This window comes from Denitrobaculum tricleocarpae, from assembly GCF_007004665.1.
GTDB classification, from domain to species: domain Bacteria; phylum Pseudomonadota; class Alphaproteobacteria; order Kiloniellales; family Kiloniellaceae; genus Denitrobaculum; species Denitrobaculum tricleocarpae.
On sequence record NZ_ML660058.1, the window covers coordinates 327625 to 350399 of the forward strand.

At 60.5% G+C, this 22775-nt stretch carries 23 protein-coding genes; 6 read left to right on the top strand and 17 right to left on the bottom strand.

Annotation, left to right across the window (positions count from 1 at the left end):
* Positions 1-3: 3 nt before the first annotated feature.
* Positions 4-1404 carry a magnesium transporter gene (mgtE, locus tag FKG95_RS20615; RefSeq protein WP_142898283.1) on the top strand — a complete coding sequence of 467 codons (1401 nt, stop codon included), beginning with the start codon at positions 4-6 and terminating at the stop codon, positions 1402-1404.
* Between the two features lie 82 nt (positions 1405-1486).
* On the opposite strand, the gene FKG95_RS20620 is transcribed toward mgtE, so the two are convergent.
* The 3 genes from FKG95_RS20620 to FKG95_RS20630 all read right to left on the bottom strand — a co-directional run bounded on the left by FKG95_RS20620 (position 1487) and on the right by FKG95_RS20630 (position 3024).
* Positions 1487-1798, bottom strand: a complete 312-nt coding sequence (locus FKG95_RS20620) for a hypothetical protein (RefSeq protein ID WP_142898284.1) — start codon at positions 1796-1798, stop codon at positions 1487-1489.
* Between the two features lie 580 nt (positions 1799-2378).
* Positions 2379-2666, bottom strand: a complete 288-nt coding sequence (locus tag FKG95_RS20625; RefSeq protein ID WP_142898285.1) for a hypothetical protein — start codon at positions 2664-2666, stop codon at positions 2379-2381.
* Positions 2659-3024: a GFA family protein gene (locus FKG95_RS20630; protein ID WP_142898286.1), complete on the bottom strand. Its 366-nt coding sequence runs from the start codon at positions 3022-3024 to the stop codon at positions 2659-2661. Before FKG95_RS20630 ends, FKG95_RS20625 begins: the two co-directional genes overlap by 8 nt.
* Positions 3025-3165: 141 nt before the next feature.
* Between FKG95_RS20630 and FKG95_RS20635 the strand changes: the two genes are divergently transcribed.
* On the top strand, positions 3166-3645 hold the full coding sequence (locus tag FKG95_RS20635; protein ID WP_142898287.1) for a GNAT family N-acetyltransferase: 480 nt from the start codon (positions 3166-3168) through the stop codon (positions 3643-3645).
* 4 nt (positions 3646-3649) lie between these two features.
* Here the strand turns inward: FKG95_RS20635 and arsB are convergent, their stop codons facing one another.
* The 3 genes from arsB to FKG95_RS20650 all read right to left on the bottom strand — a co-directional run bounded on the left by arsB (position 3650) and on the right by FKG95_RS20650 (position 6208).
* Positions 3650-4747, bottom strand: coding sequence for an ACR3 family arsenite efflux transporter (arsB, locus tag FKG95_RS20640; protein WP_142898288.1), 1098 nt, complete (start codon positions 4745-4747; stop codon positions 3650-3652).
* A 43-nt stretch (positions 4748-4790) separates the two neighbouring features.
* Positions 4791-5129 carry an ArsR/SmtB family transcription factor gene (locus tag FKG95_RS20645; RefSeq protein WP_142898289.1) on the bottom strand — a complete coding sequence of 113 codons (339 nt, stop codon included), beginning with the start codon at positions 5127-5129 and terminating at the stop codon, positions 4791-4793.
* Positions 5130-5302: 173 nt separating this feature from the next.
* A complete protein-coding gene (locus FKG95_RS20650) occupies positions 5303-6208 on the bottom strand; it encodes a LysR family transcriptional regulator (protein ID WP_179954196.1) in 906 nt (301 codons plus the stop codon).
* Positions 6209-6305: 97 nt separating this feature from the next.
* Between FKG95_RS20650 and FKG95_RS20655 the strand changes: the two genes are divergently transcribed.
* The gene (locus FKG95_RS20655) at positions 6306-7292 is read left to right on the top strand and encodes an aldo/keto reductase (protein ID WP_246116840.1); all 987 of its coding nucleotides are present in this window, start codon (positions 6306-6308) and stop codon (positions 7290-7292) included.
* 12 nt (positions 7293-7304) lie between these two features.
* Here FKG95_RS20655 and FKG95_RS20660 read toward each other — a convergent pair whose 3' ends face one another.
* Together FKG95_RS20660 and FKG95_RS20665 are read right to left on the bottom strand one after the other, a co-directional pair.
* Entirely contained in the window at positions 7305-8636 is a 1332-nt protein-coding gene (locus tag FKG95_RS20660) for an adenylate/guanylate cyclase domain-containing protein (RefSeq protein WP_142898290.1), read from the bottom strand.
* A 198-nt stretch (positions 8637-8834) separates the two neighbouring features.
* Positions 8835-10010, bottom strand: coding sequence for a sensor histidine kinase (locus FKG95_RS20665; protein ID WP_142898291.1), 1176 nt, complete (start codon positions 10008-10010; stop codon positions 8835-8837).
* A 169-nt stretch (positions 10011-10179) separates the two neighbouring features.
* Here FKG95_RS20665 and FKG95_RS20670 point away from each other — a divergent pair, with 169 nt between their 5' ends.
* On the top strand, positions 10180-10965 hold the full coding sequence (locus FKG95_RS20670) for a MerR family transcriptional regulator (RefSeq protein WP_142898292.1): 786 nt from the start codon (positions 10180-10182) through the stop codon (positions 10963-10965).
* A 59-nt stretch (positions 10966-11024) separates the two neighbouring features.
* On the opposite strand, the gene FKG95_RS20675 is transcribed toward FKG95_RS20670, so the two are convergent.
* Positions 11025-11912, bottom strand: coding sequence for a LysR family transcriptional regulator ArgP (locus FKG95_RS20675; protein WP_142898293.1), 888 nt, complete (start codon positions 11910-11912; stop codon positions 11025-11027).
* Between the two features lie 93 nt (positions 11913-12005).
* Here FKG95_RS20675 and FKG95_RS20680 point away from each other — a divergent pair, with 93 nt between their 5' ends.
* A complete protein-coding gene (locus tag FKG95_RS20680; RefSeq protein WP_142898294.1) occupies positions 12006-12644 on the top strand; it encodes a LysE/ArgO family amino acid transporter in 639 nt (212 codons plus the stop codon).
* A gap of 108 nt (positions 12645-12752) precedes the next feature.
* Positions 12753-12929, top strand: coding sequence for a hypothetical protein (locus tag FKG95_RS29750; RefSeq protein WP_179954197.1), 177 nt, complete (start codon positions 12753-12755; stop codon positions 12927-12929).
* Here FKG95_RS29750 and FKG95_RS20685 read toward each other — a convergent pair.
* The 8 genes from FKG95_RS20685 to ppk2 form a co-directional block, all read right to left on the bottom strand.
* Positions 12926-13879, bottom strand: coding sequence for a vWA domain-containing protein (locus tag FKG95_RS20685; RefSeq protein ID WP_142898295.1), 954 nt, complete (start codon positions 13877-13879; stop codon positions 12926-12928). The two genes, FKG95_RS29750 and FKG95_RS20685, sit on opposite strands and share 4 nt — an antisense overlap.
* Positions 13876-14940, bottom strand: a complete 1065-nt coding sequence (locus FKG95_RS20690; protein WP_142898296.1) for a VWA domain-containing protein — start codon at positions 14938-14940, stop codon at positions 13876-13878. Before FKG95_RS20690 ends, FKG95_RS20685 begins: the two co-directional genes overlap by 4 nt.
* On the bottom strand, positions 14918-15763 hold the full coding sequence (locus tag FKG95_RS20695) for a MotA/TolQ/ExbB proton channel family protein (RefSeq protein ID WP_142898297.1): 846 nt from the start codon (positions 15761-15763) through the stop codon (positions 14918-14920). Before FKG95_RS20695 ends, FKG95_RS20690 begins: the two co-directional genes overlap by 23 nt.
* Before the next feature lie 137 nt (positions 15764-15900).
* Positions 15901-17919: an SUMF1/EgtB/PvdO family nonheme iron enzyme gene (locus FKG95_RS20700; protein WP_142898298.1), complete on the bottom strand. Its 2019-nt coding sequence runs from the start codon at positions 17917-17919 to the stop codon at positions 15901-15903.
* Positions 17906-19462 (bottom strand): coiled-coil domain-containing protein, encoded by a 1557-nt coding sequence (locus FKG95_RS20705; RefSeq protein WP_142898299.1) that lies wholly within the window; start codon positions 19460-19462, stop codon positions 17906-17908. The genes FKG95_RS20700 and FKG95_RS20705 overlap by 14 nt, the downstream gene beginning before the upstream one ends.
* A 15-nt stretch (positions 19463-19477) precedes the next feature.
* A complete protein-coding gene (locus FKG95_RS20710; protein WP_218940293.1) occupies positions 19478-20713 on the bottom strand; it encodes a hypothetical protein in 1236 nt (411 codons plus the stop codon).
* Positions 20714-20737: 24 nt separating this feature from the next.
* Positions 20738-21406 (bottom strand): hypothetical protein, encoded by a 669-nt coding sequence (locus tag FKG95_RS20715; RefSeq protein ID WP_142898300.1) that lies wholly within the window; start codon positions 21404-21406, stop codon positions 20738-20740.
* A 227-nt stretch (positions 21407-21633) separates the two neighbouring features.
* On the bottom strand, positions 21634-22722 hold the full coding sequence (gene ppk2 / locus FKG95_RS20720) for a polyphosphate kinase 2 (RefSeq protein ID WP_142898301.1): 1089 nt from the start codon (positions 22720-22722) through the stop codon (positions 21634-21636).
* Positions 22723-22775 lie beyond the last annotated feature (53 nt).

Sequence of the window (22775 nt, forward strand, 5' to 3'; positions counted from 1 at the left end):
CGCATGAGCGAACCGCAACCTGCCCGCAGCGCCCCAGACGCGCCGTCGAGCGATACCGAGGAAAGCCCCGGTCTCTCGATGGAACTCGTCTTCGCGGTGCAGGATGCGCTGGCGGAGGAACGTGTCACTGAAATCGAGGATCTGGTTCCCGGTCTGCACGAGGCCGACGCGGCCGACCTGCTGGAGACTCTGAACCGGGACGAGCGCAAGCTCCTGGTCGAAATCCTGGGCTCGACCTTCGATCCTGAGATCCTGCCCAACCTCGACGTCTCCGTGCGTGAGGAGGTGATCGAGTGGCTGGGCCCGACGGGACTGGCCCGTGCGGTTACGGAGCTCGACAGTGACGACGCGGTCGAGGTCTTCGAGGACCTCGACGAGGAATTCCAGCACCGGATCCTGAGCCAGTTGCCGCAGGCTCACCGGATGATCCTGGAGGAAGGGCTTTCCTACCCCGAAGACTCCGCCGGGCGTTTGATGCAGCGCGAGTTCGTGGTCATTCCCTCGGCCTGGACCGTGGGCGAGACCATCGACTACATGCGCGCGGCCAAGGATCTGCCGGACGATTTTTACGATCTCTACATCGTCAATCCGAAGCACCATCCCATCGGATTCCTGCCGCTCAGCCGCGTGATGCGGACCAAGCGGCATGTGCGCCTGACAGAGTTCATGGAAACCGATCTCAAGACCATTCCCCTGACCATGGACCAGGAGGACGTCGCCTATCTCTTCCGGCAGTACGGTCTGGTCTCGGCGCCGGTGGTGGATGACGCGGGACGCCTGCTGGGCGTGATCACCGTCGATGACGTGGTGCATATCATCGACGAGGAAGCCGGCGACGACATCATGAAGATGGGCGGCGTGAGCGAGCCCGATCTCTACAGTGCCGTGCTCGATACCACCAAGGCCCGCTTCACCTGGCTTGTGGTCAACCTCCTGACCGCGATCCTGGCGTCCCTGGTGATCAGCCTCTTCGACGCCACCATCGAGCAGATCGTGGCCCTGGCGGTTCTGATGCCAATCGTGGCCTCCATGGGTGGAAACGCGGGCACACAGACCCTGACCGTCGCTGTGCGGTCTCTGGCCATGAAGGATCTGACCGAGGCCAATGCAACGCGCTTCATCGGCAAGGAACTGCTGATCGGAACCATCAACGGCGTTCTTTTCGCGGTCCTGGCGGGGGGCGTCACCTGGCTCTGGTTCGAATCCCTGTCGCTGGGCATCGTGATTGCCGCCGCCATGGTGATCAACATGGTGGTCGCCGGTCTGTCCGGGACTCTGATCCCCCTGGGCCTGGAGAAAGTCGGCGTCGACCCGGCGATTGCCTCGAGCGTCTTCCTGACCACCGTGACCGACGTGATCGGCTTCTTCGCCTTCCTGGGCCTGGCGGCGGCGTTTTTGCTTTAGATCAGATCAAGTTTAGATGGAATCGCAATCGGCGATCTATCGTTCTTGTGAATCTGATCTAGCCATAAAAATTTAGAGCGGATCAGGGCTCGCTGCTGTTCGGGCAGTTGCCGGGAACGCTGGCATTCTCCCCATCACTCTCGCAGCCGCCTGCTTTGATGTTGTCGACGCAGGGTCCGCTGTAGGAGGTCTGCGTTACACTGTCATGGCACCCGCCGGCAGCATCAGCCTGGTTGCGGTTGTCGGGTTGGATGCGGATGTTTTTGGGAGCTTCTCCAGGACCGGTTTGCGTGCCGGTCTGAAGCTGGCCATTTGCCAAGACCGGATGAACCATGACCGGCGCGGAGAAGACAGCGGCGGCAAAGACAACGGCGAAGGTGCGTGTGAAGGTCATGACAGGACCCTTTCGATGAGAGTGCGTGATTGCTTCTCACATGCGTCGGTCGCTCGTTCGAAAAGGTTCAAATTTATGGCATTGCTTCGAAACGGAGTTGGAATCTCGGTCCGGCGAATTTGGCTGGCGTTCGCGTTTTTATCTCGGTCCTTTCGGCCTCGATATCCGGCCTGGATTAACGCTGTAACAGTTATCGTCTTAAGAGAAGCCTCTCACTCCCGGCTTCACCATAGTAGTACGCCAGTTTCCCTGGAATGCAGCAGACGATAGTGCCCTGGAAGCTTAACTCGATCGCCTCTACGGCCTTTTTCAACTGTATGTCTTTGCCGTCCAGTTCTGGGGCCGCAGAAATCACACGACATATGTCAGGTGCGTTGTGAGACCGAAGTAGAGCGACGATGTCTACGGAGCTATCTATCGGTTCCACAAATCGCGAATCAAGATGATTGAAGTGATTTAAAGCGCTTCTCGCTTTGTTTCTTCGTTTCGCTGTTCCAAACAGCATCAGATATCGGGCCTGCTTTGAAGGTAAAATGAAGCTCTTGATCGTGGACTGTTCCAATTGGTTCATGTTCCGGATTTAACCTGAGTTAAATAAGTCGATGACACTTTCAATGTCGCGACCAATTGCGTTTACTTCTCCTTGATCATCGATGCCTGTATGAATAAGTAAGTCTCCTAGACTATCCACAATAAGGTCGAGTTCTTTCTGGTTTAATTTGAGTTTTTGCTTTTTGGTTTTGTCTTCGCTGGCGTTCTCCAAAACGAGAAGTGGTTTCCCAATCTGCTGTAATAAATCACTATTTTCTAGCGCACGAATTGTTATCACCAGATGACTATACGGTATTGAGATCTCGACGTTACTCATCTTCCACAAACGCCCAGGTCTCCGCGCCGTCGAAGCGGCGGATGCGCAGATCGGCGATGTCTTTCGGGTCCGCCATGCGGCAGTTGACCGCCATATGTCCGTCTCGCGGGTCTTTCAGGTTCTCCCAGTGGGTCGTGCAGCCGCAGGTCCTGCAGCTTTTGGTGACGAGAGTCCTGTCGCCGCAGATGTAATCGACGGTGCCGTCTTCGGGATAGTTCACCTTGACCTTCTCAATGGAAGCATGCGCCCAGAGTGCGCCGATCCGCCGGCAGATCGAGCAGTTGCACTCCGTCAGCCACTTCGGCGTCTCGGAAAGCTCGAAGGTGACAGCGCCGCAATGGCAGGATCCGCGGATCATGGTGGGGTTCGAGTTCTATTATCAAGAAGGGGAGGTACAGACGCGAGTGTATACAGCCTATGCGAGGGTTTCCATGCCTTTTCCGACCCGACGTAAGGGGGCTAATATTTGTCACACCGCGTGACTGAGAATGAGAGGCCTATGGCTCTGGAAATCCGACCTGCAACGCAAAGCGACGCCAATGCCATGGCGCGTCTGCTCAACGAGATCATCTCGATTGGCGGCTCGACGGCGTACCGTCAGCCTTTCGATACGCAAGGCATCATGGATACCTTTGTTTCGCCCAAACGTGGGATCTCATGTTTCGTAGCCGTCAAGGGGTCTCAACTGCTGGGTTTCCAGGCCCTGGAGTGGGCCGATCCCGATTGGCCCGGCGAAGAACCCTTGCCGCCGGGTTGGGCGCTGATCGCGACCTATGTGGATCCGCATGCCCACAAGCAAGGTGTCGGACGTGCACTCTTTGCGCAGACCGCCGCAGCCGCGAAAGGCGCCGGGGTCGGTTTTATCGACGCCACCATTCGCAAGGAAAACACCGGCGGGCAGGCCTACTATCAGGGTGTCGGTTTCAGGGATTACAAAGCGGACGCTGAGACTGTTTCCAAAGTTTACGCGCCGGCCTGAAACGTCACTCCTGGGGAAAGGCTCCCCGGGTCCGGTTGGCGAAGGCGACCAATGACAGCATGACCGGGACCTCGACCAGAACGCCGACGACGGTGGTAAGAGCGGCGCCGGAGTTCAGGCCGAAGAGGCTGATGGCGACGGCGACCGCAAGCTCGAAGAAGTTCGAGGTGCCGATGAGCGCGCAGGGAGCGGCCACCTTGAAAGGCACGCGCCAGAGCCAGGCCGCGCCGTAGGCGATGATGAAGATGCCGTATGACTGGATGAGCAGGGGCGTGGCGATCAACAGGATCAGCAGGGGCTGTTCGATGATGATGTTGCCCTGAAACCCGAAGAGCAGGACCACCGTCGCCAACAGGCCGATCACCGAGAAGGGTTTGATCCGCGCCACGAAGCCTGCGACCGCCGCTTCGCCGTCTTTTGCCGGAGCCCGCTTCATAAGTGATTGGCGTGTCAGGTAACCCGCGATCAGGGGAATAAGTACATACAGACCGACCGAGAGCAGGAGCGTTTCCCAGGGCACCGAAATCTCCGTCACACCCAGCAGCAGGGCCACGATCGGTGCGAAGGCGAAGATCATGATCACGTCGTTCACCGAGACCTGCACCAGGGTATAGGTCGCATCGCCCCGGGTCAGTTGGGACCAGACGAAGACCATGGCCGTGCAGGGCGCCGCGCCCAGGAGGATCAGGCCCGCGATATATTGCTGGGCATCCGCCGGCGCGATCAGATCGGCGAAGAGGATCTCGAAAAACAGCACGCCCAGCGCCGCCATGGAAAAGGGTTTCAGCAGCCAGTTGACCACCAGGGTGATGATCAGGCCTTTCGGCCGTTCGCCGATGTGGCTGAGGCTGGCGAAGTCCACGTTGACCATCATGGGATAGACCATGGCCCAGATCAGCAGCGCGACGACCAGATTGACCGAGGCATATTCGAACCCGGCGAGCACAGCAAAGAGGCCCGGTGCCAGGTTGCCCAGCGCGATGCCCGCAGCAATGCAGAGAGCGACCCAGAGCGAGAGCCATTTTTCGAAAAACCCGATCCCGGCGGGGGACGTCAGGTCGGCGGTTTGCGGCGAGGGAGGCGTGGCGGGCTGGCTGCTCATGAGATCGCTTTACGGTAAGATGTCATCGTCTTTAAGGGCGGGGCTATAGGCGCACGTCGCAGGCGATCTGATCGATTGCGGGGCGGCAGAGTTCCGGTTTGCCGCCGCAGCAGTCCTCCATCAGATAGCCCAGTAACCCGCGCATGCCGTCATAGTCCGCGAAGTAGCGCACGGACCTGCCTTCGCGCCGGTTGCGCAGCAATCCCGCATTCAGCAGGACGGAGAGATTGGCCGACATGGTGTTCTGGCGCACCTGAAGGCGTTCGCCGATCTCGCCCGACAGCAAGCCTTCCTCGCCTGCCTTGACGAGCAGGCGGAAGACTTCGAGGCGGGTTTCCTGGCTGAGCGCGGCAAAGGCGGCGAGTACGTCTTTTGTATCCATATATCATGAATAATTGATGTATCGAGTGTTGTCCAGTTCTGTCGGGTTTGACGAACAGAGGAGCCAGGAAGGTGAAGGCTCTGCTTGTTTAGAGCAGCTTGTGGACGCGCCTCGACGCGACGGCGGTTGTCTTCCTCCGTCTGTCGCGCGCAATCACCGCAAGTCCGTGAGTGTCAGTCTTCGCCCGACAGCCGCGCCCGCAAGCTATGAATGACCGTCACCAGATGATCGGCCACCGCACGCACGCGCCGGGACTGGGCGAGGTCCGAGTGGATCACCAGCCAGATCGCCTGATCCACGCCCAACTCAACCGGGAGCCGCTGGAGGCCGGCGTCGCGGGCGAGAAAGTGGGGGAGGATGGCGAGCCCGAGACCGGCGGACGCGGCCTGCAGCTGGGCGGAGAGGGTTGTCGTGGTCAGCGCCGGGGCGCGGTTGCGCAGGCTGCGGGCGATCCATTGCGCGGCGGGCAGGTGGCTCTGTGCTTCCGACCAGCCGATGAAGCTATCGTTGTCCAATGGACCTGAGTCCGCGCTGCGCTCTCGAGTCTCGAGGTAGCGGCTTGATCCGTAGAGACCGAAGCCCAGAGTGGCAAGACGGCGGACCGAGACGTTACCGCGCGTCGGCTTGACCATGCGCAGGGCGAGGTCCGCGTCGCGCCGGTGCAGATTGACCGAGGCGACATCCGTGGCGATTTCCAGTTCAAGCTGCGGGTGGCGGTTCAAGAGGGCGGGAAGGCTGGGGATGATGATGGGGTTGGCCAGGTTCTCGGCGGTGGCCAGTCGCACCGGACCCGCAACCCCGGACTCCTGCGCTGCCTGATGTTCGAAGGCCTGGGCGGCGTGCTCCAGGGCTTCGGCCTTCGGCAGGAGGGCTTCGCCCTCGTCGGTCAGCCGGTAGCCGGTCTGGTGGCGCACGAAAAGCGGAACCCCCAGCGCGGCCTCCAGCCGGTCTACGCGCCGGGAGACCGTGGCGACGCCGCCACCTGAGAGACGGGCAGCCGCGGTCAGGGTTCCCTTTCGGGCGACCGCGAGAAAAACTCGCGCGTCATCCCACAGCAAAGCTTGGGTTGGGGTTGTCATGTGTTTTCCGTTTCTGAAAATCAGGCTTCCAACATTGTGGCTTTTACGTCTGAAAATGAAAAGTCATCCTGCAAGTGAAACAGACAGCAGGATGAGCATGATGAAGACACGACATTTGACGCCAGAGCTTGAAGTCTCCGCCCTGGGGCTCGGCTGCATGGGCATGAGCGAATTCTATGGTCCGCGCGACGACGAAGAATCCCTGCGGGTGTTGCACCGCGCCGCGGACCTGGGCACCAGCTTTTACGACACCGCCGATATGTACGGTCAGCATCACAACGAAGAACTGCTGGGGCGCTTTCTGAAGGAGCGCAAAGACAGCGCGGTGATCGCTACCAAGTTCGGCATTGTGCGCGAAGGCAAGGCCTATGCCCGCAGCATCGACAACAGCCCGGACTACGCCAGGAAATCCTGTGAGGGCTCGCTGCGGCGCCTCGGTGTGGAGCGGATCGATCTCTACTATGTCCATCGGATCGAGAAGGACCGGCCGATCGAGGAGGTGATGGGCGCCCTCGCGGAACTGGTCCGCGAAGGCAAGATCGGACATATCGGGCTTTGCGAGGTCAGCGCCGGGACTCTGCGCCGGGCTCATGCCGTCCACCCTGTCGCGGCCATCCAGACCGAATACTCGCTTTGGACCCGGGATGTGGAGGCGGACATCCTGCCGACCTGCCGCGAGCTTGGGGTCGGCTTCGTGCCTTACTCGCCGCTGGGCCGGGGCTTTCTGACCGGCAGTTTCGATGCGGGCACCGAGTTTCAGGCCGATGATTTCCGGGGCAAGCTGCCGCGCTTTACCGGAGAGAATCTGAATGCGAACCAGGCCATCGTCGCGGTGGTGAAGGAGATGGCGGCGGAGAAGGGCTGCACCCCGGCGCAGCTTGCACTGGCCTGGCTGCTGGCGCAGGAGGACTGGATCGTCCCGATCCCCGGCACGAAGCGGTTGAAGTATCTGGAAGAGAACATCGCCGCCGCCGAACTGGACCTGACCAAGGCCGAGCGAGAAGCGCTCAGCGCGGCGGTCGGCAGCCGGACCGTGGCCGGGGCGCGCTATACGGAAGAGGGCATGAAGGGCGTGAATGCATAAGGCAGCACCGGTTCAGTTTGCCGCTGCCGCTGCCGGTGTCCAGACCTCGACCGCTTGCGAGAGGCCGCGCAGCTCGTGATCGCCGAGGCAGCGGGTCGCGCAAAAGTCCGTTGCCTGCTCCCTCGTGGCGGAATCCATCAGGATCGTCGTGCCGGTTTTCTTGTTGAATTGCTCCAGCCGGGCGGCGCGGTTGACGGTTTCACCGTAGACCGTGAATGCTTGCCGCTTCTCCGAGCCGACGATCCCTGCGGCGATGTCACCGGAGGCAATGCCGATCCGAAGTTTGATGCGGTGGCCCTTGAAGCTTTTTCCGTCAGTGAGCGCGATGAGGTCCTGCGCCGCCTGGAGGGCGGCTGTTGCCGGATTGGCGACGGCGAGGGGTGTGTTGAAAGTGACCAGAAATCCGTCACCGAGATAGCTGATCACCACGCCATCCCGCCGGCTGATCTGATCGGTGCATTCCGCCAGAAAGGCATTGAGGGTTTCGATCACGTCGTGCGGATCGCGGCCCGCGGCGAAGCTGGAAAAGGCCTCTATGTCGGCGACCAGGACCGCACCTCGGCGCACCTGCGGTTCCATGGACGCGGAGTCCTCGACCAGGCGGGCGGCAATGGTCTCAGGTACATATTGACCCAGTGTTTGCGAGACCCGTTCACGTGCCTCCCGCTCCGCCTCGCGCTCGTCCTCGGCGCGCAACTGCGCGAAAAAAATACTTCTGGCCCGGTAGACGGCCACCGCGAGGATCAGTGCGAGGATCAGGACAAATCCGGTTTCCTCCAAGCGGTTCCCGGTGCCGATGAAATTAGTCGAGAGAAAGACTTCTTCATAATCCTGAACTGTCGCCTTTGTGGGCAGGTCGGCCCAACTGAGTGTGGTCTCCATCCCTGAGACCACGTAGCCGAAGGCCGACCACCAGCCGATCGCCGTGATCGCGCCGGTCCAGGCGACGAGGCCCCAGGAGAGTGACAGGCAGGCCAGACCGATAAAGGGTAGCAGGTAATAGATGCCGTAGGCCCGAAATGCGAGAATTTGCGGTACATCGTCGCTCGGGCTGATCGGGATGATCACGAAGCAGGCGCAGAGCAAGAGAATGTCCAGCGCGAAGAGGAGGTACTTAGCCCAGGGCCGGTCCCAGCGCGATCCGATCAGGGGATAGTAGATCATGCCGATCAGCACGAAGCTTGCCAGAGCGATGGCGCCGGCGGAGCGGGGCAGACGGTCCGCCGACTGATAGGAGATGACGATCATGACAGCGAGGGCAAGCACCGCCAGGGTGCGGCAGACGATAGCGATGCGAAGCCCCTGCGCCTCGGCCCTGGCCAGCCTGCTTACCCGGTCATCCATAGAGCTTCACTCATCCAAAGCTATGCGCTGCTTGACTGGCGGGACGGCGACAGCGCCCAGATACTCCGGATGCCAAGCTTTTAAGATGTTGTATGCGCAGGTTGTTTCTGCAATGCGTGCGGGGAAAAGATCTGCGCGTGCCGGGAAAAGATCTGCCTGGAATCTGGAAAACCCGGGTGACAGACCCGCGCACGGCACCTACGCGGCGCGGAGCAGCAGACGCGCGGCCGGGAAGTGGATCTCGACTCTCGTGCCGATCCCGACATGGCTTTCGATCTGCAGACTGCCGCCATGAAGCGTCATGAAGCTGCGGGCAAGGTGCAGGCCCAGTCCCGTGCCCTCGAACTTGCGGTTCAGTTCGCTGTCGACCTGCACGAAGGGCTCCGTAATGCGCTCGAGATCCCGGTCGGAAATCCCGATCCCGGTATCGGCGATTGCGATGGTCATGCCTTCCGTTGGGCTGGTCTCGGCTTCGATCGCGACCCGTCCGCCGGGTGAGGTGAATTTCACCGCGTTGGAGAGAATGTTCAGCAGGACCTGCTGAATCTTGGTCTCGTCGCCGCGCACGACCGGCAGTGTTTCGTCACAGTCGACTGAGATCTCTATGCCCGTCTTGGCGGCGCGCGGTTCGACCATGCGCAGGCAGCGCTCTATCAGCCGGTGGGGCGCGAGCAGAGTTTCGTTCAGCTCCGCATGGCCGGCTTCTATCTTGGCGACGTCCAGGACATCGTTGATCACGCCCAAGAGGTGTGCGCCGCTGGCGCGGATATCCTCGGCGTACTCGCGGAATCTCGGGGTATCGTCCGGGCTGCAGTCCGGGCCGGCGCTCTGGTGTGCGATCAGTTCCGAAAAGCCGATGATGGCGTTCAGGGGGGTGCGCAGCTCGTGACTCATGGACGCCAGGAAGTTCGACTTGGCGAGGTTTGCCGTTTGCGCGCGTTGCTGGGCCGCCGCCAGTTCCTCGGCCCGCAGGGTCATGTCTTCGACCGTGAGGTTCAAGAGCGAAAGCGCCGTACCGACCCCCAGGTAACGGTCGTTCTCGGTGATGATAAAACCCTTGAGCAGAGCGCTGGGGCGTTCCTGCACGATGATCCGGTTCAGGGTGGTGATGCTGATGCCCACATCCACAATGAGGGGCGCGGAATCCATCAGTTGGCTGATCGCTTTGCGGCCGTAGAGCGCGCGCCCGAAGTTCTGGGCTAGTTGAAACAGCAGTTCGTTCCGGTCGATGATGCCCACGGGCAGAGCGTCTCTGGTGACGGCAAGGGTCAGCAGATCTTCGTCCGCGGCAAAGCGGTCATAGGCCTCGGCGCAGGGGCAATCCTCCGACAGGGATGGGACCTGCAGCACAAGCCGGTCCAACTGATGTGTCATAAACCTTTTTCCCGATGTCTCACCACTCCCGGTCGTATCGAGTTACGTGAGAATTCGTGAAATGATGGTTAACGGATTTAAATCTTCATAAAAGGGTCATGGTTGTACCCTGCGGGTCTTTCGATAAAAGGCTTGACCCTCACGCAACGTGAGGCCTGATGAAGGCTCCATGAAAACTCAGATCGAAGAATATTCAGTGGGACAACTGGCGAGGCTTTCCGGCGTATCCGTGCGCACGCTGCACCACTACGACGAGATAGGTCTGCTGAAGCCGGCTTATGTCGCCGACAACGGCTACAGGTTTTACCGCCGGGCCGAGTGGCTCCGGCTGCAGGAGATTTTGTTTTACCGCGATGCGGGTTTACCGCTCGCGGAGGCGGCTCGGCTGCTGGATGAGCCGGTGACGGCCATTGAGCGGCTGCTGCGGCATCGAAACCACCTGCAGGAGCAGAACCGCCGGACCGCCCAGATCATCGACACACTGACTGCGACGATCGATCACCTTGAAGGAAAGAGGGACATGGAAATCAACGAACTCTACAAGCCTTTTTCGGCCAGCAGACAGGCCGAGTATGAGGCCTGGCTGACCTCGGAATACGGAGCTGAGATGGCGGCGGGCATCGCGGCATCAAAGGCGTCGGTCGAAAAGCTGCCGGAGGGTATGGCCGGTGCCATGGCGCAACTGAGAGAGATTGAAAGCGACCTGGTTGCGTCGTATGAGGCGGGTGGTGCGCCGGACGCCGATCGATTGCATGACCAACTGGAGCGGCACCGGGATTGGGTGGAGCAGATGTGGGGACGGGCATGCGACGCCGAAGCCTTTGCCGGCCTGGCGGATATGTACTGGTCTCATCCCGATTTTGTCGCACGCTACGAAAAGCTGAGCCCCAGATTTTCCGGCTGGCTGCCCGCAGCGATGAAAGCGCATGCGGCGCGCTTGGAGCGCGGCGGTTGAAGGTGAGAGTTTTGTTCACACGACAAAGAGGCTTCTGGGTTGAGGAGCAATAGCTGTTCTTAGGGTCCCGTGATCAGCCAGCGCTTCGAGGCCTTCAGAACCGCCTGGTTGAGTTGGCCGACGGCGCTGGCGACGATGCGGCTGGATTGCCAGTAAAGCGCGACGTCCCAGGGGCGGTCGGGGAGCAGCGGGACGAGCCGGCCCTTGGCGATGTGATCGGCCACGAGCGCTTTCGGGTTCATACCCCAGCCGATCCCGGCCAGTGCAGCTGCCAGGAAGGCCTGCGGAGAGGGCAGGCTGTGCGCGGGGAGGGTGAGTCTTTTGCCAAACGCGGCCTGTGCCCAGCGTGATTGCAGCCCGTCTTTCATGTTAAAGGTGAGGGCCGGGGCAAGCGCCATCGCATCCGCCGTCACGCCATCTGGGAACCATCGCTCCATATAAGCCGGACTGGCCGTGGCAATATAGCGCTGGCTGCCCAGGGCTGTGGAGTTGCAACCCTGCACCGGTCCGGGCTGCGCGGTCACGGCGGCGATCACCTCGCCGCGGCGCAGCCAGTCGGCGCTGTAATCCTCATCGTCCAGAACCAGATCGAACAGCAGGCCGTCGCAGGCGGCGATCACCTCGATGAACCAGGTGGCGAGGCTGTCGGCGTTGATCGCGAGCCGGAGCGTCGGTGCCTTGTCCGCGGGCACGATCCCGGCCAGGTCGGCCCGAAGCTTGTGTTCCAGGAGACCCACGTCCTCGACATGACGGAGGAGCCGCGCACCTGCCGCGGTGGGCGTGCAGGGTTGGGCGCGGATGATCAGGACCGTGCCCAGGCGGTCCTCCAATTGCTTGATGCGCTGAGAGACCGCCGATGGCGTGACATGCAACTCCAGAGCGGCGTGCTCAAAGCTGCCGGTTCGGATGACTGCGGCCAGGGCCGCCAGAAGGGGATAATCAAGCATGAATTAATTTTACTAATTTGAGTGAAGAAAACTTAATTCGCCTAAGCTAACAAAACGCAGTAGTCAAGGCACGCATTCAAGTGAGGGTTCCCGATGATCGCTGCTTTGTTCTCACATTCCCCGCCGGGTCTGACGACGGCCTATGTTCCGGGATTCCTGTTGGGGCTTAGCCTCATTGTCGCAATCGGAGCACAGAATGCCTTTGTTCTGCGCCAGGGTCTGCGCCGCGAGCATGTGTTCCTGATCTCGCTCACCTGTGCGCTGTCCGATGCGCTTCTGATTACGCTCGGGGTGGCCGGATTTGCGGTGGTCTCGAAGATGCTGCCCTGGGTGGAACCGCTGTTGCGCTATGGCGGCGCCGCTTTTCTCTTCCTCTACGGTTTGCGCAGCTTCGCGGTCGCGCTGCGCAGTGACGCCGCATTGATGCCCTCGCAGGAAACGGCGGGGCCGGTGGGCAAGGCCCTGGCCACCTGTCTCGCCCTGACCTGGCTGAACCCCCATGTTTATCTGGATACGGTGGTATTTCTGGGTTCGATCTCGACCGGTTACGGTGAAAGTCAGGCCATCTTCGGGTTCGGCGCCGTCACCGCCTCCTTTGTCTTCTTCTTTTCTCTGGGCTATGGCGCACGCCTGCTGCGCCCGCTGTTCGCCCGGCCTTCGGCCTGGCGGGTTCTGGAAGCCGGAGTGGGGGTCGTCATGTGGACGATCGCGGCCAGTCTCCTGTGGGCATGACTGCCTTTGCCGCCGTGATTGGCATGCTTACTTCGATGCGGGCCGAAGCATCTTGCGCCCCATCTCGATTACCTTTGTCTCTTTCTGAACGAGAGACAGGAGAAGGCCATGATATCGGCCGGGGCACTGAACGAGGGATTCGTCGTCGCGATCATAATCGAAGCGAAGGACGGCAAGGCGGAGGCGCATCAGCAGACCGCGCATTTTAAAGCAGCGCTGCCTGACCTGCTCGCGCTCGCGGCCAGGCGGGAACGGGTACCCTTCGTGCCTTTTGTCCCGATCTAGCGTGGCAAGGCGATGAAGGTGCCATCGTTGCGCCGGGTGACCTCGCGCATCAGCGTGGCGAAACGGCCTTTGGAGTAATTGGACAGGAAACCGACCGCGTGGACCCGTGCCAGGCGGGCGCCGCTCGCGCGGTTGCTGTTCATCCGGTCCAGCGTCGTGATGACCTGGTCATAGGAAGACCCGCTGTACTCGTCACCGAAAATGTAGATGGAGAGCCTGGTGTTGGGATTGGCATACCGCTTTAGGGCGACTTCCAGGCCTTCCACCGGACTGCTGTTCGACGCGCTGTTCCAGTCTTTCAGGAACCTGATGGCATTGGCGCGGCCGCCGGGTGTGTCCGGTATCCAGCGGCCGGTGTATCCGGACAGCAGGTGCCGGCCATTGTCGTTGAGGATCTGAAAGCCCGAGATCTTGGGGTGAATACGGATCGTGTTCTCGACTTCCTTCGTCACACGCCCCCAGATCTCCTTCATGCTGCCCGAGGTATCGACGATGAAGATCACGTAGTCGCTGTCCACCGGGATCCCGCCCACTTCCTCATCCCGTTCTGTGCGTGTCGGTTGAGAGATCGAGGTTCGCTTTTGCCGTTCCAGGGAGGATTGAACCAGCTCCAGGCCTTCCACATCCTCCGTCAGGCTCTCGGCGGCCGCGTCGGCTGCGCGCTGGCGTTCGCGGCTCTCGGCGGCCATCTGCGCCAGCCTCCTGAGCAAAACCTCTTTGCTCGCGGCATCTTCCTGAGCCTGTGTCAGCTCAGCTTCGAGCTCCTGCGCAAGGGCCTCGGCCTGGAGCACCTGTTGCAAAAGGGATTCGGCTTTGCTCTCGACGTCGGAAAGCGGTGATTCGCCATAGGTGGAGATCAGAACCAGCAGGACGACCGCGCCGAAGCCGCAGGAAATAATGTCGAGGAACGACAGGCTGAAGATCTCAAGGTTCCGGCGTCTGCTTCTCATGGCCAGCTCTCCGCCGGGCTGATCAGGAGTCCTCGGGTGAAGGAGGTCCAGAGCCAAAACTCGCTGGAGGCTTGCGGGTCGCCCTCAATGGGCAGAAGAATGACATTGACGGTCACCCCCGGCAGGGCAACCTCGCCGACAGAGTGCCTGAAGAGCCTTACGCGGCATTCACCCGAGATGGTCGAAGAACCACCCCACAGGGCGCTGCAGCCCGCAAAGGGGTTCAGGCTTCTAAAGCTCGAGTCCCCTTTGGTCGGCAGACCGTCGGTGATGACGTAGAGATCCGTCGGCCGCAAGGCCGCCACGGCTTTGAGTCCGGCTTCCAGGTTTGTCGGCCCCTCGGGCACCAGATCCGCAAGCTCCGCACGGATGCGTTCCAGCGCCGCTCCATCGCTTCCGGCAACCCAGGTGCCACCACCCAGCTGCACCGATGTGCCCTTGAAGCCAACTACGGTGATGTCCGAGTTGGCCGGGGCGCGGGCCAGAAGCCAGGTCACGATCCTGCGTGTGCGAAGCCACTTCGGTCCGGCTTTCTTCTCGGCGGCGGACGCGTTTTTCCGGCGGATGATATCAATCAGGATTTCGTCGGTCATGGAGGCGCTGCTGTCGACCAGAATGGCGATCCTGCGTCCCTCGACCTTCAGGCCGATGAGATAATCCTCCTCTCCGATCTGGCGCTCCTGGATAACGTCGGGCTGTTCCTTCGGGATCTCGGTCTTTTTGATGCTCTCCTCAAGGGCCGTTTTGCGTTGTTCGTTCCGGGCCGCTTCACTTTGCACGCGGGCAAGGGCCTGTTCGCTTTGATCCAACGTCCGGGACGTCTGTGTGATCCTGTCGGAAGTGGCGGCAGCCTCGGAACGGGTTGCCGCGATCTGCGCGCGAAGAGCTTCTTCTTGTGTCTGCAGGTTTTGCAGATCCGCAGCCAGCAGCGCGTCTTCGAGCTGGGAATCGTCGACGTTGTGTTTGACCAGCATGAAGACAAGGATGATCGCCCCAAGTCCGCAGGACATGATGTCGAGAAATGCCAGGCTGAAGCCTTCAGCTTTGCGGCGCGGTCTCATGATGCTCTTCGGTGCTGATACGGTTGAGCAGGAAAGATTCGCAATAGCCCTGGGTGTCGACCACAAGTCCGTCCTGCAGGCGCTGCAACTGATGCAGCAGGAACATCAGGCCGATGCTGATCAGAAGCGCGACAAAGGTGGAATTGAACGCAACGCCCAGACTTTCCGTCATGCCCGCAATATCGCCTGCCAATGCCTGGTCGGCCTGGGCAAGGGCCTCGCCGATGCCGCGCACGGTGCCGATAAAGCCCAGGGAGGGGATCGCCCAGATCAGGTACCGGATCATGGAGTTCTCGGCCTCGAGCTTGACCGCGAGGGCCTCGATACTGGAATCGATGGCGTCCGAAGTGTCCTGAACGTTCTTTGTGATGAGATAGCGGCGCAGGCTGGCGGTTAAGGTGCGCACCAGGGGCGTGTCGCGGACCTGGTGCGGCAGTCCCTCGAGCGATTTGAGAACGGATGACAGATCTTGGTTGTCTTTGCCGGTGTCGTCGCCTTTTGCCCCGTCACCGGCTGTGCTGTTCCCCGCTGCAGTATTCCCGGTTGCGCCGTCAAGGAAATCGACTTGAAAAAGATAGCGGTCCTTGAGGATGGCGAAGCACTTTCCGGCGATCAGGAAGATCCCCCAGAACATCAGGATCAGGCAGATTTCCTGTTCATAATCCTTCAGGATAACAACCAGGTCGCGCGGTGCCGACTGACCGGCCGCCCGGGCCGCTTCCATGACGACTTCGGCCTGCGGCCGGATGTAACCGATGTAGGTCAGATGGACGGCCACGATCGAGACAATGAGCGCTGCGCCGCTTTTTACCAGACCCGGCATCTCAGATATCCACCGGGAAGGATGCCGGAGAGTTCAGACTGAAATCGCTACCGAAAGACTGGGCGTAGGCGATACCCAGCATTGCTGCCAATGTCATCAAGACAAGCAGCGTCACGCCGCTTCGGCGAAACCTGCCTCTAGTTTTCTGCAGCTGAGTTCGCGCCATGTAAGTACCTCCCAATTCGAAAGCCGACATCGTCACGACGGTCGGCCAAACCATCCCGGTAAGCGGCGCGCAAAAGCGTCCTGGTGCCGGATCGCCAGCTTGCGCCTTTTATCACGTGAGTGTCGCCGAAGCCGGGGCCTAAGGGGTCGATGTGAACACTTTGTGCCGGGGGGGGCGCCAGAGAGTAGAAATCATGGACCCACTCGCTCACATTGCCGGTCAAATCGTAGAGACCGGATGCCTCAGCCTTGAATTTGCCGACCGGTGCCAGTTTCGCGTAGCCGTCAGTATAGTTCGCGACGTAGAAACGCGTAACCCCATTGGCGGACTCGTCGGCAATGTTCCCCGACAGGGGCGGTACGACGCTCTCGTCCCCCCAGGGGAAGATGGTTTGCGCCGGCTTGCCCGCTTTGCGGGCGAGCCACTCCCACTCGGCCTCGCTCAGCAGGCGATAGCCCTCGGCCTGCGTATTGACCGCGGTCAGGCGGCCGTTTTCGATCCGGTAGAAGGGGGAAAGACCCTCCTGTTCGCTAAGCCAATTGCTGAAGGAGGCCGCCTCGATCCAGGAGACCGACACGACCGGCTCGTCTGCGGCGCCGGCGCGATCCGTGCGGAAACGCGCATACTGCCCGTTGGTGACTTCGTGCCTGGCGGCGTAAAAGGACCGTTTCAGCTGAACTTCCTTCAGGAACTCGTTCGCGCGTTGTCCTTTTTGGTGCCGTGGCGCACCCATGACGAAGTTGCCCGGCTGAAACAGAAGAAGCTCCATGCCGACGGAATTTCGGTAGCTTCGCGGCGCTTCGGCCAACCGCGCCACCGCCTCCGGAACCAGGGTTTCGCGGACGACGGTTTTGCGACCCTTGCTGGGCCGTATCGTTCTAGTGACGCTTCGGTACCCTGGTTTGCGCAATTCGATTCGATGCGGCAGGGCCTTCAACGCGAGTGTGAGCGACCCTTCGCCAAGTTTTTTCCCGTCCACCAGGATCTCAGCCGACGGCCCGGCGTAGATTTCGACATCACCGAGTTCCGGCTTAAGCTTGAAAGCGACGCGCCGTGCCTCACGCGCTTTGAGCGTGACCTCTCGCGTTTCGGCGCTATAGCCATCGACCGCGTAGGTTACGCGATGCGTGCTATTGGCACTGACGTCGTGCGCGCCCGAGGGATCGATCTGCCGGCCGTTCAGTAGCAACTGACCGCCCGAGGGTTCGACGGAAAAGGAGAGGGTCGCGGAGACCGGTTTGAGCCGGTAATTCCGCTCAATCACCGGATTGGCGCGCGTGAGCATCACACTTTCCGTTACCGTTACAAAATCCTCTTTTTCGATCGTGATCTCGTAGCTTCCTCCCGAGCGTTCCAGGCGGACGGGTGTCTCGCCGGCAAAAACACCGTCAACCGTGACCCGTGCGCCGTCGGGGCTGGATGAGAGATCCAGCTGACCGGCGATCGGCGTAAGCTGCGGCGCAAGCTCGTACTCCTGCGCGCGTTCCACTTCGAATGTCAGGTCTTCCAGTTCAAAAAAGGGATTGTCGATCCGGAGACGATAACTACCCGGCTCAAGTTCACGCTCGAGCACTTCGGCGACGGTCAGAAAATCTCCATTCAGGATCCAACGCGTGTTCGGCTGGCCCGGGTCCGTGGTCGCAATGAGACGGCCCGGTATCTCTTCTAGTGTTACGTCGAGAGTGCCGCCCTGCTGTTCGGGCGTGATGGTCAGGCTTTTCTCCCGGAAGCCCTCTGCCCGCACGGTGATGACGGGGCCAGCCGCAAACCCGTAAACGATGTTTTCGACGGTGAAGGCAAAACCGGAGGCGACCTCCAGCGTTGCGCTGTCTCGTGCGTCGGCAGGCAGGACCCTGATGGAGGTTCCGCTTGCCGAAATCAAAATGGCGGCGACACCCAGGCAAACCACGCCAAAGGCCACCAGGAGCCCAACAAAGAGTCTGCGTTGCCGTGCGCGTGCCTGCGCGAGCCCCTGCTCAAATGCGTTCATCACACACGATCTCTACGGTGAAGCCTTCGGACCCGGGCGGAATCTGCACTTCGATGAGCTTGGCGCGGTAGCCCGGCCTGATGCCTTCGAAGGTATGCTGCCCCGGTCTGAGCGCGATGGTTTTGTCTTCCGTCTTACCGACCCGTCCGACGCCCCGCACCGAGATGTTGGTCTCGCCATCGGAGAGCACCCGCACCTGTATTTTGACGGCGTAGGCCTCAAGGAGCACGGAGAGCTCATGTGCCTTGTCCCGCAAGGACGGGCTATGGGCGGCGAGCGGGTCTGTTTGCCGCACGAGGTCGCGCACGAGTGCCGCGACGTTGCTTGATGCCAGACGCTGCGGAGTCCCGAGATGCGCGGAGAGCTTTTCGTCCAGCGAGACTATGTTTGTTGCCAGCGCATATCCGGTACTGGCTTCTTGGTTGTCCGGGTATAGGTCTGCGGCCTGCCGGTAGAGTCCTCCCGCGCTTCTCCAGTCATCGGAGCTCGAAGCGGTCCGCGCTTTTGAAATGAAGTCTTCGAACTTCAACTCGCGCGCCAGACCTGCGGCCTGCTTGGACAGCAGGCTGGCTTCCGGCCTGTCCTTAAAAACGGCGCGGGCGTTCTTGAGACTGTCGTAGGCCGCCGATAAGTCGCGCCGGCTGATTGCGTTCATTCCGGTTTCGATATGTTTTGAAAAGGCGCGCTCCCGTATCTCCCGCTCGACTGTTTCAAGCCGCTCGGTAAGTCCGCTTCGAGACGGGTCCGCTTCCAGGGCTTGTCTGAGATGGCTTTGCTCGGCTTCGAGGTTGTTTTCCGTCCGTGCAATCGCCGCCTGCTCAATCAGCGCGAGGAGTGGCGGCAGCCGCTCGATGGCCTGCTGTAAATTCTGGGCGTCTTGCGACCAGGGCTTTAATCTCAAGGCCTCGGCGATTCCCAGCGACGCGGTCTGGTAATCGTCGCGTTCGTAGGCAGATCTCGCCTGCGCGAAAGCGCTATCGAACGCTGTGTCGCGCTTGAGAAGCTCCTGACGTGCAATCCTGCCGGCTTCCACAAGGCTGCTCAGCGCCGCTTCGTAGTCTCCCGTGGTAAATTGGGAAACTGCGCGATCCCGGGTTTCCAGAATGACCCGGCGGCCTTCGCCGTTCCAACGTTCGAAAGCCTCACGAGAGATCTCGGGTTCCAGCTCAGCATCGAAGGCTGCGAGTTCCCGCTTAAAGGCTTCGCGCGCGGCTGTCTTGGCTTGCGCCTCCGCGCCGGTTGTTTCCCGAGTGACTTGCGGCTTTACCTCTTCGATCTCTGAGGCCAAGGGTGTATTCGGCAGCTTGACGCCCACCGCGTCCGATGACCGGCTGACGCTCTCTTGAGGCGGTTCCGTCGGTGATCCTGCGGACGTGGCCGTTTGCTTGGCTTGCGAGCCCAGTCCAAGCCGGGAAAGGTCGATTGTGACCACTCCAAGCAGAAAGAGCGCGACCAGCGCGGTGCAGCTCATCACGATCAGTGTGAGGCGAATGCGTGCGCGGCGCGCGTCCTTGCTGGCTCTCTCGAGTTTTTCAAGCAGCATGACGACCGCCCGAGCCTATAGCTGTACCTCTGGGGTGCGCTCTTCCATGTAGATCTTCTTCAGGAATTTGCGCCATTGAGCGAACTGCTCTCTCGCGGTGCCGGTCAGTTCGACCGTTTGTTCTTGAAAGGCGACAACCCGCGGGGCCAGTTCAACGTCGATGGACTCACCCAGCTCGGCCAGGGCATCGCGATGAACCTTGGCTTCTTCACTGGTCTGAAAACTTTCCTTCAGCAAGAGCGCGCCTGCGGCACCGGCAACGACACCGCCGGTCACGGCAGCCGTGCGCGTCGAGGCACTATCTGAATTCGCGCCTGCCGCAATGGCGGCGATGGCGACCCCGATGCTCAGGATGCCGAGCATGGCTTCCGTCGTCGCTTCGCGTTCAACTTCCCGTTGGGCTAGAACCTCCTGCAGGCTTTGTTCCTGCCAGATGAGATAGCTGGTTTCCATGTCATCGCTGAATGTCCGGTAAGTCTCCTGAAGATTGTCGACGAAGAGTTGATCCCTGACCCGGATGGCCCGCGTTCGTTGCAACATGGGGTCGTTTTCGCTCGGGAAACTCGTCAATTCGGCGCGGCCGTTCTTGGTGACGAGGTGGTCGGAAAAGGCCTCCTGGGTGAAGCTGGATCCGAAGCGCAGTTCTGTTGTTTGTTTCAGTCTGTCGAGTTCGGCGCTTTCATAGTCTTCCAACTCCTGGGCTATCCGGTTTGCCGCTTCGTCAAACACCGGGTCGTACGGGTCTTTACCTTCATTTCGGATATTTTTGTGAAAGCCGGGTTCGACCTCGTGGTCAAACGACCTCGTAAACCAGCGTTCGCCGGTTATATCCAGAACTTCAACGGTAATCTCGACGTCCTCTCCGTTGGATTCAACAATCTGGCCCAGGACATAGAGGTCTCCCGTCGCTGTGCCGTCCGGGACGACCCGGACCGCACCGAATGCGCCTGTGTCCTCAAGGGCCTCCTTCATTTTGTAGGCAAAACGATTGGCTTCCGCCCGCCGGAGTTCCGGCCAGACTCCCTCTTCCGCGTAGTTCTCCGCGTCATCCGAGAGACCGGGGTCGAAGACCGGGATGACCACGTCCAGCCGGGGTTTTGACGGATCGACAACGGCTTTTTCGTCGGAGTCGAAAAGAGATGAGACCTGAGGTCCGACAGCGATGCCGCTCTTGTTGCCCGTGCTTTCACATCCGGGCAGCAGGAAAGCGGCCATAAGAGCGCAGAGCCCGATATTCCTTAAAGAAGCCATCTCGGTCTTTCCGTTCCCTGTTGATCACATGACACGCGGCAGCCCCTTGTATTTCCGGTACTCGTTCCAGAGTCTCTTTTTGATCTCCGGATCTTTTTCATTGATTGCCGCTTGCCGGATTTGAGCCTCCAGAATGCTGTCGTTGTCTGCGGGTGGAATGTCCTCGGGAATTCTCCCATTGTCGAGAGACTGAAGGCTCTCGTTCTGCCGGCTAACCGGCTCGCCTTCTGCCGATTGGGAGGCGCTGTCGGGCGAGGGGGCGTTTGCGGACTGCAAAGGCTCTGCCGCTGCCGCGGCGTCGGCCGGTTTTTCCGTGCCCGTCAGGTCGTCAGCCGCGAGCGATTTCTGGCCGCCACCGGTGCCCGATCCCTCTCCCGTTGCACCGCCGCCGGATCCTGACCCCGAACCAGATCCAGATCCTCCGCTGTTGCCTGATGACCCGCCCTGTGCTGTTTGACAGGCATCGAACTGGCTGAGCGACTTCAGCAGTGCACGGTCCATGAGTGCGATGCGCTCTTCGTGGGTTAAGGTCGGGTCTTCCAGGTAATCGACCGAAACCTCCGTGCAGTCGATGCTGCCCGGCGCGCCGGCCGGATTATCCGGCTCCGCAATCGTCTGCGCCGGCAAGAGGGCAGGAACCATCATGGAGAGCGAGACTGCAACAATAACCCCGGCCCCGATCCTGCGATGCATATCACTCCCCGGAAAAGCCATATTGTCCATTGAAGGATGCTAGAAGATATGGGGCGTTTTCACAACAACGTCCACACTTTATGGTGGCCGTTACGGGAGGCTTTTATGCTGTTGAACCTTTGCCTTCACTCGGCATATATTGTCAATTATACAATTAAAAGCAACACTCTATAACCTCATTTTGAAGTGAAGTCGGAGAGGCTTGATGCAGTGTGCCCAGTGAAGCTCTAACCCGGCCTCTGTTCCCGCAGATCCGGGTGCAGGCTGTTTCCGAGGATATGCTGGCTCCGGGCGATGGCATGCTCGCCGGCTCCGACGATCAGGGGGTCAGGCTCGCTGACGACCTCCAGGTTCTTGTTGGGATAAGGCATGGAAGAGAGGAAGTGCAGCATGCAGTTCAAGCGGGCGCGCTTCTTATCGTTGGATTTGATAATGGTCCAGGGCGCGTCGGCGGTATCCGTGTAGAAGAACATCGCCTCCTTGGCCTCGGTGTAATCCTGCCACTTGTCCAGAGACTGCCGGTCGATGGGTGACAGCTTCCACTGTTTCAGCGGTTCGCGCTCCCGGGATTTGAAGCGGCGGTGCTGTTCGTCCTGAGTGACGGAGAACCAGTACTTAAACAGCAGGATGCCGCTGCGCACGAGCATGCGTTCAAGCTGCGGGGTCTGGCGCATGAATTCCAGATATTCGTTAGGATTACAGAAGCCCATGACCCGCTCGACGCCGGCCCGGTTGTACCAGGAGCGGTCGAACATCACAATCTCGCCCGCGGAAGGCAGGTGATTAACGTAGCGCTGATAGTACCACTGGCTGCGTTCTTTTTCGGAGGGCTTATCTAGGGCAACGACCCGGGCACCACGGGGGTTGAGGTGCTCCATGAAGCGTTTGATCGTGCCACCCTTGCCGGCCGCGTCGCGGCCTTCAAAAAGGAAGACGACTTTTTGCCCGGTGGCCTTCACCCAGTCCTGTACCTTCAGGAGCTCGACCTGCAACTCGGCCTTGCGCCACTCATATTCCTTCCGTGCGATCTTGTTCTTGTATGGGTATTCGCCGGTTTCAAAGAAGCGTTTGGCCTCTTCGCGGCTGAGCGGGGCCTGTGCGGTCTCTTGCGTCGGCTCAAGCTCAAAGAGGGGCGGGTGCGGCGCCGCCTTGCTGTTGATTTTGCTCTCGCTCTCGGAAGAGGCCTTCGCTTCGCCGTTCGCCGTCGGCTTGGCCGCGGGTTTTGGCTTCTGAGCGGGGTTCTTGGAAGTCGCGACTTCGGCCTTCGCGGCAGGCGTGTGCTCAGCCGTTTTTTTGTCGTCCGGATGATCGCTCATAAGGCCATACCCCCCTGCAGAGTTTGATTGGGAAAAACAATTGAAGCATCATA

Bases quoted from the DNA above. Each gene is read 5' to 3' on its own strand.
- mgtE (WP_142898283.1), top strand. From the start codon at position 4: ATGAGCGAACCGCAACCTGCCCGCAGCGCCCCAGACGCGCCGTCGAGC.
- FKG95_RS20620 (WP_142898284.1), bottom strand. From the start codon at position 1,798: ATGACCTTCACACGCACCTTCGCCGTTGTCTTTGCCGCCGCTGTCTTC.
- FKG95_RS20625 (WP_142898285.1), bottom strand. From the start codon at position 2,666: ATGAGTAACGTCGAGATCTCAATACCGTATAGTCATCTGGTGATAACA.
- FKG95_RS20630 (WP_142898286.1), bottom strand. From the start codon at position 3,024: ATGATCCGCGGATCCTGCCATTGCGGCGCTGTCACCTTCGAGCTTTCC.
- FKG95_RS20635 (WP_142898287.1), top strand. From the start codon at position 3,166: ATGGCTCTGGAAATCCGACCTGCAACGCAAAGCGACGCCAATGCCATG.
- arsB (WP_142898288.1), bottom strand. From the start codon at position 4,747: ATGAGCAGCCAGCCCGCCACGCCTCCCTCGCCGCAAACCGCCGACCTG.
- FKG95_RS20645 (WP_142898289.1), bottom strand. From the start codon at position 5,129: ATGGATACAAAAGACGTACTCGCCGCCTTTGCCGCGCTCAGCCAGGAA.
- FKG95_RS20650 (WP_179954196.1), bottom strand. From the start codon at position 6,208: ATGACAACCCCAACCCAAGCTTTGCTGTGGGATGACGCGCGAGTTTTT.
- FKG95_RS20655 (WP_246116840.1), top strand. From the start codon at position 6,306: ATGATGAAGACACGACATTTGACGCCAGAGCTTGAAGTCTCCGCCCTG.
- FKG95_RS20660 (WP_142898290.1), bottom strand. From the start codon at position 8,636: ATGGATGACCGGGTAAGCAGGCTGGCCAGGGCCGAGGCGCAGGGGCTT.
- FKG95_RS20665 (WP_142898291.1), bottom strand. From the start codon at position 10,010: ATGACACATCAGTTGGACCGGCTTGTGCTGCAGGTCCCATCCCTGTCG.
- FKG95_RS20670 (WP_142898292.1), top strand. From the start codon at position 10,180: ATGAAAACTCAGATCGAAGAATATTCAGTGGGACAACTGGCGAGGCTT.
- FKG95_RS20675 (WP_142898293.1), bottom strand. From the start codon at position 11,912: ATGCTTGATTATCCCCTTCTGGCGGCCCTGGCCGCAGTCATCCGAACC.
- FKG95_RS20680 (WP_142898294.1), top strand. From the start codon at position 12,006: ATGATCGCTGCTTTGTTCTCACATTCCCCGCCGGGTCTGACGACGGCC.
- FKG95_RS29750 (WP_179954197.1), top strand. From the start codon at position 12,753: ATGATATCGGCCGGGGCACTGAACGAGGGATTCGTCGTCGCGATCATA.
- FKG95_RS20685 (WP_142898295.1), bottom strand. From the start codon at position 13,879: ATGAGAAGCAGACGCCGGAACCTTGAGATCTTCAGCCTGTCGTTCCTC.
- FKG95_RS20690 (WP_142898296.1), bottom strand. From the start codon at position 14,940: ATGAGACCGCGCCGCAAAGCTGAAGGCTTCAGCCTGGCATTTCTCGAC.
- FKG95_RS20695 (WP_142898297.1), bottom strand. From the start codon at position 15,763: ATGCCGGGTCTGGTAAAAAGCGGCGCAGCGCTCATTGTCTCGATCGTG.
- FKG95_RS20700 (WP_142898298.1), bottom strand. From the start codon at position 17,919: ATGAACGCATTTGAGCAGGGGCTCGCGCAGGCACGCGCACGGCAACGC.
- FKG95_RS20705 (WP_142898299.1), bottom strand. From the start codon at position 19,462: ATGCTGCTTGAAAAACTCGAGAGAGCCAGCAAGGACGCGCGCCGCGCA.
- FKG95_RS20710 (WP_218940293.1), bottom strand. From the start codon at position 20,713: ATGGCTTCTTTAAGGAATATCGGGCTCTGCGCTCTTATGGCCGCTTTC.
- FKG95_RS20715 (WP_142898300.1), bottom strand. From the start codon at position 21,406: ATGCATCGCAGGATCGGGGCCGGGGTTATTGTTGCAGTCTCGCTCTCC.
- ppk2 (WP_142898301.1), bottom strand. From the start codon at position 22,722: ATGAGCGATCATCCGGACGACAAAAAAACGGCTGAGCACACGCCTGCC.